This is a genomic window from Okeania sp. SIO3B5 (assembly GCF_010692555.1).
In the GTDB taxonomy this organism is placed as follows: Bacteria; Cyanobacteriota; Cyanobacteriia; order Cyanobacteriales; family Microcoleaceae; genus Okeania.
This window is the reverse complement of record NZ_JAAHHG010000358.1, coordinates 1-10368: the sequence shown is the minus strand read 5'-3', so window position 1 is coordinate 10368 and position 10368 is coordinate 1. Positions and strand designations below refer to the sequence as shown.

The window sequence follows — 10368 nt, the reverse complement described above, 5'->3', positions numbered from 1 at the left end:
TCTGACATCCTTGCCCTGTCAGAACTTCAAAATAAGATGCGTTTGCCCTGGGGTAGGAGACAGGATACAACCCACCCCTCGCCCCTCCCCCTCCGGTGGAGGGGAAGACAGGAGACAGGAGAAATGGCTTGGGAGCGAGGAGGTAGTAGTTAAGAATTGTCCCAAGATTGTTCTGCCCAACTATCCACCTAAAATACTAACTTTTTGATCGTGAAGAGCTGAAACAGGCGCACTTTTTTTGGTCCTAAAAAGGTTAAAACCTTTAACTGTAATATCATGTTCGGTTGAATACTTACACTTTGGACGAAGGAAGGCAGCGGGAGCTGGAGGCAGGAGGCAGAAGGGAAGAAAGGGTTAAAGGGGATAAAGTTTTTTTATATAGCAATGTGCGCTGGCATATTTACAAATTTCAGGAACTGTCCAATAGCTAAAAGTTTTATATTATCAGCTTTTTATCCCCCCTACTGCCTATTGCCTATTGCCAGATGAGCTGCGCGCAGCGCTATAACTGATTATCCGAACATGATATAAATGCTTTGATATTTAATCAGCAAGCCCTACCTAAAAGCAGGTACTCCCTTAGTACCTGCAAAGGCTGAAACCTTTACCAGTAAACACTTTTAGCTTTAATCAGCAAGCCCTACTTAATGTCCTCCAACTACTACATTTTTAATCATCAAGTGAGGACTGCCAATACTTACAGGCAAAGGTGCTTGACCTGATTTACCACAATTACCATTACTGTAAGTAAAATCATTACCGATCGCTTCAATATCTTTGAGAGTTTGAAATACATTCCCTGTCAAAGTAACATCACTAACAGCTTCAGCAATTTTTCCATTACGAATCATATAACCTTCTGTAGCAGCAAATGTAAACATTTCTCCATTAGTTTGGCCACCTAGAGTTCCTATGGCATAAACTCCTCGATCTATATCTTGAACCATTTCCTCAACAGGACGATCGCCTATCTCAATAGCTGTATTAGTCATTCTGACAATAGGTGGATACATTGCATTTATAGCCCTAGCATTTCCTGTAGGTACTTCTCTCATTTTTCCAGCAGTTTCTCGATTATGTAGATGAGCTGTTAATACTCCATTTTTAACTAAATATTTACGCTGTCCAGGAACACCTTCATCATCATATTTTATAGAACCACTTAAACCATCAATAGTCGCATCATCTACTACATTCAACTTTTCTGTACCTATTGGTTTATCTAATTTCAGTAGCTCTTCCATCTGGGAATTCTCATAAATAGAGTCTGCCTCAGAAAGATGACCAAAAGCTTCGTGAATAAATACACCTGCCATATAAGGATCTAACAATACAGTATATTGTCCACCTTTAACGGGTTTTGCCTCTAGTTGACGGATGGCCTGTTCTGCTGCTCCGATAACTTGTTTGTCAATGTTACAGAGAGTGTTATAATCTGTACGAGAACTGATAGATTTGATGCCCTGTTTAACTAAACTGCCTTCTCCACAAGTCATGGCTCTAAACTTGCCATTGACATCTAGGCGTTCCTGTGCTATGCAACTGCCGATAGAATTGACAAAATAAGTAATGGTAAAGCGATCGCTATAACTCACATTTGTGGCCTGAATTCGAGGATCGAAATCTAGCAATAACTGATTGTAGGTTTCAATTAATTGTCGTTTTTCTTCTAAAGATATGTCACGAGGATCGCGACCAAATTTGACTGCTACATAATCTTGAATAGGTTCAATGGGAGCTAATTGAGTAGTTTTTTTTCCTACTAAATAAGTATGAGAAATTGCTTCTTCGATTCTATTTGATAGTTCTGAAATATCGTTGAAAGTAACGAAGCTCCAGCCTCCTTTGTAGCAAGCGCGAATACTTCCGGCAAGGGAAAAATGAGAATTAATTGTATTTAATTGTAGGCCATAAAATGAAATAGCAGTTGATTCACTTTGTTCTAGGCGAATTTCTAGATAATCGACATGATTACGGTAATTATAAATTTTATTTTGTAATTGCTCTAGAAGAGAATTACTTTTTTTGATTTTTGTAGCCATTATCTATTTTTAGACCGATATTAATTGTTATTGTTTACTGTCAGCTTCTAGTGGGTATATTAGCGATTATTTATAATAATAAGTATTTGTATGGAATACCAGTGGAACCTAATGGGAGAATACTTTTAAATAATTAATTATTAATAATTAATTATTACAAGAAGAGGATTGATTCAAAGGAAAATTTTTCCTTATTATCCTCTTAAAAGAGGGAGACTTTAAACCACAATTTTTCGTTTTCGGTAAATACATTTTTGAGTTATAAATGAAAGCTGAAATAATCTATGTAATGAACAAAGCCTGGCAATTTCTACAAGGTAATAGTAGATTCATGTCTTGGAATCTATTTTTAGCTTTATTTCCTTTGGCCATGAGTTTTTGTTTGTTTTCCAAACCTCGCTCTATTTTTATACGATGGGGAGTTTTATTACTACTGGGCGCTACTTTATTGCCAAATATAAACAGAGTTGTGGCCTATGGCAGTAAATTGAATATTGAGGTGGCGATCGCTATTACTTTAGTATTCATAATTTTAGGTATGTGTTTATTACGTTTTCCTCATAATTTTTCTTTACTGTGGTGGTTTGGTTGCTTAATTTTTATGGCTTTTTTACCTAATGCTCCTTATGTTCTAACTGATATTATTCACCTCTATCAAGATATTCGTCAAAGTAATTCTGTATGGGTTTTGACTTTAGCAGTAGTTCCCCAATATTTGTTATTTATGTTTATTGGGTTTGAAGCTTATGTTCTTTCTTTAATTAATTTGGGCGACTATTTAAAGGGACAAGGTTGGAGTAATTTTATCCTAGGAATAGAGTTCATTATTCATTGTCTTTCTGCTATTGGTATTTATTTGGGAAGGTTCAAACGTTTTAATAGTTGGGATGTAGTTACTAATCCTGATGCTTTGGTAAAAAGTGTTTATAACGATATGTTTAATAGAGGTCCTATTTTAGTAATATTTATTACTTTTATAGTTATTTTGAGTTTATATTGGCTAATGAAATTAGTAACTTTAGCTCTACTGCAACAATATCAAATAAATCAAGAAGAGTCAGAAAAAATTTCTAGAGCTTCACCAAAATTTTAGTGATATACTTCAATAATTAATAATTAATAATTAATAATTAATAATTAATAATTAGGGTTTGCTGAAAAAGTATGCATGGTGATGATAGGCAACAGGGAATAGCTCCGAAAGACAACAGTTTAGAGTATGCTACTACGGCAAAATTTTCGTCATTGTCAGGGGAAAAGTATTAGCATTTTGAGGCTACAACAGCCAAAAACTTTCACTTTTTCAGCAATATTTAACCTTGGAAGCCTTTACCGAATAATTAAGGTTTAAAGTCTCTCCTTTAAAGGAGAAACAAGCGGTCGTTTTGCTACGCAACATATAAAGCGCAGCTTCCCGAAGGGTGGGATGGCGAGGTCTCCTTGCCATATCCAATCGACCAAGAGAGAAAATATTTTCCTTTTATTCAATCCTCTTCCTTTTAGGGAGAGGTAATTATCAATTATCCATTATCAATTATCCATTATTGAAAGGTATTGATTACAATTTTATTTAGCAGGCCCTAATGAATTAGTAAATTTTGGGCACTATGTATCAGATTGTAAATTAGCTCAAAAGTTTATATTCATTGCCTTTAGTTTTTTTTGATTCAAAATATAACGTCTTTTTTTTTAGCTCGCCCTACTTAAAAATATTTATCATCTTTTAGGAAACTTCATTACTTATTTAGGGTTTGCTGAATAAATCTAAAAGCATTGACATATAAAGGATTTAACCTTTTTTTTGTCGAAAAAAGTGTCTGGTTTTCAGCTCTTCATGCTCAAAAAGTTAGTATTTTAGGCGCATAGTTGGGCAGAATAATCTTGGGACAAAACTTAGCTCCTACCTCCTCTAAATTCCCATTTATCCTGTCTCCTGTCTCCTGTCTCCTACTCCTACGAAAAAAGACTTTTTCAGCAAACCCTATTTAGTAAAGATCGGTAGCTTGAATTAGCTATAGATGGGCATAGTTAAAATTATCGATCGCCATGTTTTTTTATACGCATAATTGCCGTATATTTACAGATAAAAAATCATAGGTTATGATTGATATTAGTTAGTTCGTATACAACCAAGAATGAATAAATTTAACAGTAAACTTTGGAATAGTTTTTTGCAGATTGCTCAACCATATTTTTATCCACTAGAACCAGGAGGAAGCAAAATATTTTTAGGATTATTATTTCTGCTTTTGATATTTTTATTTTCTGCTGTTTTTTTAGTTGTTAGTTTAATTTGCATAGTTAGTGAAACTATATTTGGCGAGTCATTTAATAATATTGCTCCTGGTTTAGTCAATATAATTCACAATATTATTAATTCGCACTGGATATTTATTATTGCTTTAATGGTTGTCATTCCTGCCATTAGTTTTTGGTACTATAAAAAACAACTTATCCCACGTTGGCAACCTTGGGCATTATTAAGCTTGTTACTATTATTATCTCTGTCAGTTAGTGGTTTAAATGTAATTATTAGCTATGTAGGTAACTTTTTTACAACTGCATTATCTGAAAAAGACCAGCCTACATTTTGGCGGTTCTTATTTGTTTATGCCGGAGTTTTTATTATTGGTACTCCTATAGTTGTAATTTACGCATATACAAGGCAAAAACTAGGACTGTACTGGCGAGAGTGGATGACAAATAAGTTTCTAAATAACTACTTAGAAAATAGGTCATATTATGAAATAGATTCAAAGGGAAAAATTGATAATCCAGACCAAAGAATTGCAGAAGATATTAAATCTTTCACTAGCCAAAGTTTATTTTTTCTCCTCACAATTCTCAACTCAATAATTGACGTTATTTCTTTCACGGGAATTCTGTGGTCAATATCAATACCACTCTCAATATTTCTGATAATTTATGCTGTGGCTGGAACATTAGTAGCAGTGATTTTTGGCAGAAAATTAATTCCTTTAAATTTCTACCAACTCAAACGAGAAGCAGACTTTCGTTATGGATTAGTTCATATCCGCGACCATGCCGAATCAATTGCTTTTTACCGAGGAGAAGAGCAAGAATTATCTCAAATTAGAGAAAGATTTACTCAGGTATTTAATAATTTTAATTTGCTGATTGGGTGGCAAAGAAATGTAGATTACTTTACTACAGGTTATCGATATGCAGTAATTATTTTGCCTTCTTTAATTATGGCTCCTATTTACTTTGCAGGTGACATTAAATTTGGAGATATTAGTCAGGCAGGTTTTGCCTTTAGTCAGGTTTTAGGAGCTTTTTCTTTAGTAGTTAGTCAAATCGACAACTTAAGTAATTTTGCGGCTGGTATTAACCGCTTGGATAAATTTAGAGAAACACTAGAAGAGACCACAAAAGTATCAGAAGAAGGAACTAGAGAAATTGACATTACAGAAAGTTCTAAATTAGCGTTAGAAAATATTACTTTAAATACTCCTCTAAATCACGAAGAAATTAATGAAAGTCAAAAGACTCTGGTGAAAAATTTATCAGTAGCAGTAAAGTCAGGTCAAGGATTATTAATTGTTGGAAAAAGTGGAGCAGGTAAAAGTTCTTTATTAAGAGCAATAGCAGGTTTATGGACATCGGGTACGGGTTGTTTAGTACGTCCTAATTTGGAAAAAATGTTATTTCTACCTCAGCGCCCTTATATGATTTTAGGAAGTTTACGAGAACAGTTGTTATACCCTCAAGTTAATCAAGATTTTGATGAGTATGAATTAAGAAAAATTTTGAAGTTGGTTAACTTAGAAGATTTACCAGATAGATTAGATGGTTTTGATGTGGAGTTACCATGGGAAAACGTTTTATCTTTGGGAGAGCAACAACGTTTAGCTTTTGCAAGACTATTATTAATTAAGCCTAACTATGCAATTTTAGATGAAGCTACCAGCGCTTTAGACCTACAAAATGAAGCAGAGCTTTATCAAAAATTACAAGCAACTCAAACAACATTTGTGAGTGTAGGACATCGTTTAAGTTTGTTGAAATATCATCAACAAGTTTTAGAATTAACAGGTGATGCTAATTGGCGAGTATTATCAGCAGAAGATTATCAAGCAAAGGCTAGTTCTTATAATTAGGGTTTGCTGAAAAAGTCTGATGGTGATGATAGGGAACAGGGAACAGGGAACAGGGAAAAGTTTAGACCATCTACTACGACAAAATTTTCGGCATTTCAGGGGAAAAATATTAGCATTTTGAGACACATTGAGCCAAAAACCTTGTACTTTTTCAGCAATATTTAACCCTGGAAACTTTTACAGGTATTGATTACAATTTTGTTCAGCAAGCCCTAATTAATAATTAATAATTAGGGCTTGCTGATTAACTATCAAAGCATTGACAGATAAAGGTTATAGGGAATAGGTAGGAGGAATAATCGATAATTTATGGATAATATATTGATTTACAGCACTTTTTAGGAAGGGTTTGTAACTGTTGGCTATAATCTGGTATTATCTATGATAATCTCCAATTATCTATCTATATTTATGCTACTTGGATTCAAAACTGAGTTACACCCAAACAACCAACAAAAAACTTTGCTGGCTAAACACGCTGGTGTAGCTCGTCATGCTTATAATTGGGGTTTGTGGTTAACGAAAAACATCCTTAATCATAATTCAAATAATCCTGATGGTAAACTTAAATTTCCTACTGCTATTGACTTACATAAGCTTTTAGTAGCAATGGTCAAACCTAAAAACTATTGGTATTATGAAGTATCTAAAACAGCGCCTCAATATGCTTTGAGATATTTATCAGAAGCTTGGAAGCGTTGCTTTAGTAAAGTGTCTGGTCAACCTAAATTCAAGAAAAAAGGTAGAGACGATAGTTTTACTTTAGATGGTTCAATATCAGTAGGTTTTAATCAGATTAAGTTACCAAGAATTGGATGGATTAAAACTTATGAAGTACTGCCAGATAATGTAACTCCTAAATCTGTAACTATTAGCAGGAAAGCTGATAGATGGTTTATTAGTTTCAAGATAGAAACCATATCTCAAAATACTGATAAATTAGTAGATGTAGTTGGTGTAGATTTAGGTATAAAATCTCTAGCTACGTTATCTACTGGTGAAGTATTTGAAAACGCTGAATCGAAAAGAAAGTTAGAATCTAAATTATCACGACTGCAATACCTAAACAGACATAAAACTAAATTCTCTAATAGCTGGAAAAAGGCTCAACTTAAGATAGCTCAGTTACACAACAGGATAGCTAACATCAGAAAAGATACATTGCATAAACTTACTACTTATTTGGCTAAAAACCACAGCCAGATAGTAATAGAAGACCTAAATGTATCAGGTATGATGGCTAATCATAAGTTAGCTAAGGCTGCCCTAGTCTATGGGCTTTTATGAGTTTCGTAGACAACTAGAGTACAAGTGTGAGTTATATGGTTCTGAGCTAATCATTGTTGATAGATGGTTTCCTAGTTCTAAAACTTGCAGTAGGTGTGGAAATATTAAAGAGTCTCTGTCCTTATCAGAGCGTGTTTTTAACTGTGAACACTGCGGTTTCAGTTGTGATAGAGACTTAAATGCTAGTTTAAATCTAGCTCAGGCGGTCAGTTTGCTCCGCAACGCTAACGCGAACGACCGTGACAGCTTGCGGACTGGATAACGCCGACGTTGCCAGGTAGAAGCAGGAATAGAACAGGTTATTTATAGAAAATCATAGATTTATATAGAAAATCATAAGTTTCTAAGAACGGTGAGGTACAGTTTATTAATTCTCTGTTGCCTGTTGCTTTGCGGAGCTGTTGCCTAAAGTCCTAAAATTTTTTAGCTCACTAACTCCGAAACTGCTGTAATTTTTGATTTTTGGAGATGGCTATTATATCATGTTCGGATAATCAGTTATAAAAAACCTTCTGCCTTCTGCCTTCTGCCCTCTGCCCTCTGCCTTCTGCCTTCTGCCTTCTGCCTTCGGTCCGCAGATATTATAAGTATTCAACCGAACATGATATTAGACTTCTCCGAAAATAGTCAAACAAATACTATAACTATCTTTTAAGGAGCGATCGCTATTCTACCAAGATGGTTAATTTCTACAGTCTCATAGATATTAGACATCTCCAAAAATCAAAAATAAAATCAATTATCCTACAGAAATTATCAATTATTTCCCCCTATTCCCTCTTTTGGAGGAGATGTCTATTAGAGATAGTTATATCATGTCCGGTAGCATCGTTTGTGTATAAAATTAAGCTTCAATTGAAAGAAACCCTTCTGCCTTCTGCCTTCTGCCTTCTACCCTCTGCCTTCCTTCCACCAAAGTATAAGTATTCAAGCGGACATGATATTAGTATTAATATATAGTCCTATTTATTTAAATTAGGGGAATAAGGAGGCTAACTGAAATGACTATTCCCTCCATACATTTTTCATGCCACTTGGTCTCCACATCCCAGATAACAACGCTATATATTATTTTGAATAACCTGCCGATATTCACTCTTACGCTTCACACCTTTCAACTGTTCAACCAAACCCTTATTCTTAAAAAACTGAATCGTCGGTGTAGACATTACCCCTGCATTCTGAGCAATTTCTGGATCTTGCTCAATATCAATCTCTACATAATGAATTTTTCCCTCAAACTCTTGTAAGACCTTCTCCAAAATAGGCTTCAAAGTATGACATGGAGCGCAACTAGGGGCAGAATACTTAACTATAATTAGGCGATCGCTCTCGTGGTAGAGCTTCCGCAAAGCATAACCGCCTAGATGGTGAGTAGCATTCTGGTCAAAACTCTCAACAGTATCAACAACTATCTCCTCATCCGAGTTCTTAGTTGCTTTTTCCTGAGCAAACTCCTGTACCAAACCTCTTTCCGACAACCATCTCTCTACCAACATTGCCCCCATACAACCACTACCAGCAGCAGTTATTGCCTGACGAAACTCACTATCTTGGACATCACCCACAGCATAGACACCTTCAACGCTAGTTTTAACCATATCTCGAGTAAGCACATAACCCTTCTCATCCAACTCCAACTGTCCTTGAAAAATTTGAGTATTCGGGGTATGACCAATAGCATAAAACAAACCTCCAACTGATAAGTCTTGCTGTGTACCAGTCTGATTATTTTTCAGTTTCACACCTTCCAACAGACCATTACCATATACATCTATAACTTCAGTTTGCCAATGAACAGTAATTTTCGGATTTTCTAACACTCTCTGCTGCATAGTCTTACTTGCCCGCATTTGGTCTCGACGTACCAATAAATGAATATGAGAACCATACTTAGTTAAATAAATAGACTCCTCCGCTGCAGTATCCCCACCACCAATAACTGCTAATTCCACTCCTTTAAAAGCAGGGTTAGCTCCATCACAGACAGCACAAGCAGAAATACCACTATTCCAAAATTTTTCTTCACTAGGTAGTTTGAGTTTTTTGGCAGTCGCCCCAGTAGCAATGATGATGCTATAAGTTTTAATTTCTCGTTCCTCTGACTTAATAGTAAATGGGTACTGAGCTAGGTCTACAAAAGTAACATCTTCGGTGTATAGTTCTGTCCCCCAGCGGACTGCTTGATTTTTCATTCGTTCCATTAATTGCGGTCCGGTAATACCTTCGGGAAAACCAGGAAAGTTCTCTACTTCAGTTGTTGTCATTAATTGACCCCCTGGTACACCTCCTATTTGATAACCTTCAAAGACTACTGGTTTGAGGTTAGCGCGTCCTGCATAGATCGCAGCAGTATAGCCTGCTGGTCCTGAACCTATAACTACTAAGTTTTCTATTCTTTGTTTTGTCATAATATTAAGATTTCGTGGTAGATAGTAACGTTTTTGTGCTGTACTTTCTTCCAGTTATTAGAACAAATTTGTTTTCTCGATACTTTTCTTTTTTTTCAGTGTTAATTTACCGACACAGCTAGGATATAACCAGTGGAATTTTTCTAGATTTTGCCTGCATCGGTTGTATTTTGTTAATCTACCTGAACCTAGTTCTACAGTTAATCTAGTGAAAGGTTTCTGATTTTTTGTAGACATTGTTTGCTTGTTCAATCGTACTAAAGCTTGGTTAAAATTTCTCTCTTTGCTTAGTTTTTTTGAACTTACAATATATGACTATATCTATGTAGAACTTTTGCTATACCTGCTCATCAAGTTATACCAAATTTACGCAAAGGTACTTACCGAAAAATTGGGTTTAAAGCCTTGCCCTTTTAGGGCAACTTTATGTTATACTTATAAAAGCGGCAAAGGTATTTAACCGCTCTAAAAACCTAGCTACTAATCGTAGCAAACTAGCACCTTGAA

At 35.2% G+C, this 10368-nt stretch carries 7 protein-coding genes; 4 read left to right on the top strand and 3 right to left on the bottom strand.

What is annotated here, in order from left to right:
- Nucleotides 1-644: 644 nt before the first annotated feature.
- Nucleotides 645-2042, bottom strand: coding sequence for a TldD/PmbA family protein (locus F6K54_RS31725; protein WP_293086853.1), 1398 nt, complete (start codon nt 2040-2042; stop codon nt 645-647).
- 265 nt (nt 2043-2307) lie between these two features.
- Here F6K54_RS31725 and F6K54_RS31720 point away from each other — a divergent pair, with 265 nt between their 5' ends.
- The 4 genes from F6K54_RS31720 to F6K54_RS31705 all read left to right on the top strand — a co-directional run bounded on the left by F6K54_RS31720 (nt 2308) and on the right by F6K54_RS31705 (nt 7712).
- On the top strand, nt 2308-3135 hold the full coding sequence (locus F6K54_RS31720) for a DUF1361 domain-containing protein (protein WP_293086850.1): 828 nt from the start codon (nt 2308-2310) through the stop codon (nt 3133-3135).
- Nucleotides 3136-4177: 1042 nt separating this feature from the next.
- Nucleotides 4178-6163, top strand: a complete 1986-nt coding sequence (locus F6K54_RS31715) for an ABC transporter ATP-binding protein/permease (protein ID WP_293086847.1) — start codon at nt 4178-4180, stop codon at nt 6161-6163.
- A gap of 411 nt (nt 6164-6574) precedes the next feature.
- Nucleotides 6575-7450 (top strand): transposase, encoded by an 876-nt coding sequence (locus F6K54_RS31710; protein ID WP_293086845.1) that lies wholly within the window; start codon nt 6575-6577, stop codon nt 7448-7450.
- Nucleotides 7437-7712: a transposase gene (locus tag F6K54_RS31705; RefSeq protein ID WP_293086842.1), complete on the top strand. Its 276-nt coding sequence runs from the start codon at nt 7437-7439 to the stop codon at nt 7710-7712. Before F6K54_RS31710 ends, F6K54_RS31705 begins: the two co-directional genes overlap by 14 nt.
- A gap of 799 nt (nt 7713-8511) precedes the next feature.
- Here F6K54_RS31705 and trxB read toward each other — a convergent pair.
- Both trxB and F6K54_RS31695 read right to left on the bottom strand, forming a co-directional pair.
- Nucleotides 8512-9861: a thioredoxin-disulfide reductase gene (gene trxB / locus F6K54_RS31700; protein WP_293086840.1), complete on the bottom strand. Its 1350-nt coding sequence runs from the start codon at nt 9859-9861 to the stop codon at nt 8512-8514.
- A 57-nt stretch (nt 9862-9918) separates the two neighbouring features.
- Nucleotides 9919-10098 (bottom strand): hypothetical protein, encoded by a 180-nt coding sequence (locus F6K54_RS31695; RefSeq protein WP_293086838.1) that lies wholly within the window; start codon nt 10096-10098, stop codon nt 9919-9921.
- Between the last annotated feature and the right edge of the window lie 270 nt (nt 10099-10368).

Coding starts and splice junctions, on each gene's coding strand:
- F6K54_RS31725 (WP_293086853.1), bottom strand. CDS start 2,042: ATGGCTACAAAAATCAAAAAAAGTAATTCTCTTCTAGAGCAATTACAA.
- F6K54_RS31720 (WP_293086850.1), top strand. CDS start 2,308: ATGAAAGCTGAAATAATCTATGTAATGAACAAAGCCTGGCAATTTCTA.
- F6K54_RS31715 (WP_293086847.1), top strand. CDS start 4,178: ATGAATAAATTTAACAGTAAACTTTGGAATAGTTTTTTGCAGATTGCT.
- F6K54_RS31710 (WP_293086845.1), top strand. CDS start 6,575: ATGCTACTTGGATTCAAAACTGAGTTACACCCAAACAACCAACAAAAA.
- F6K54_RS31705 (WP_293086842.1), top strand. CDS start 7,437: ATGGGCTTTTATGAGTTTCGTAGACAACTAGAGTACAAGTGTGAGTTA.
- trxB (WP_293086840.1), bottom strand. CDS start 9,861: ATGACAAAACAAAGAATAGAAAACTTAGTAGTTATAGGTTCAGGACCA.
- F6K54_RS31695 (WP_293086838.1), bottom strand. CDS start 10,098: ATGTCTACAAAAAATCAGAAACCTTTCACTAGATTAACTGTAGAACTA.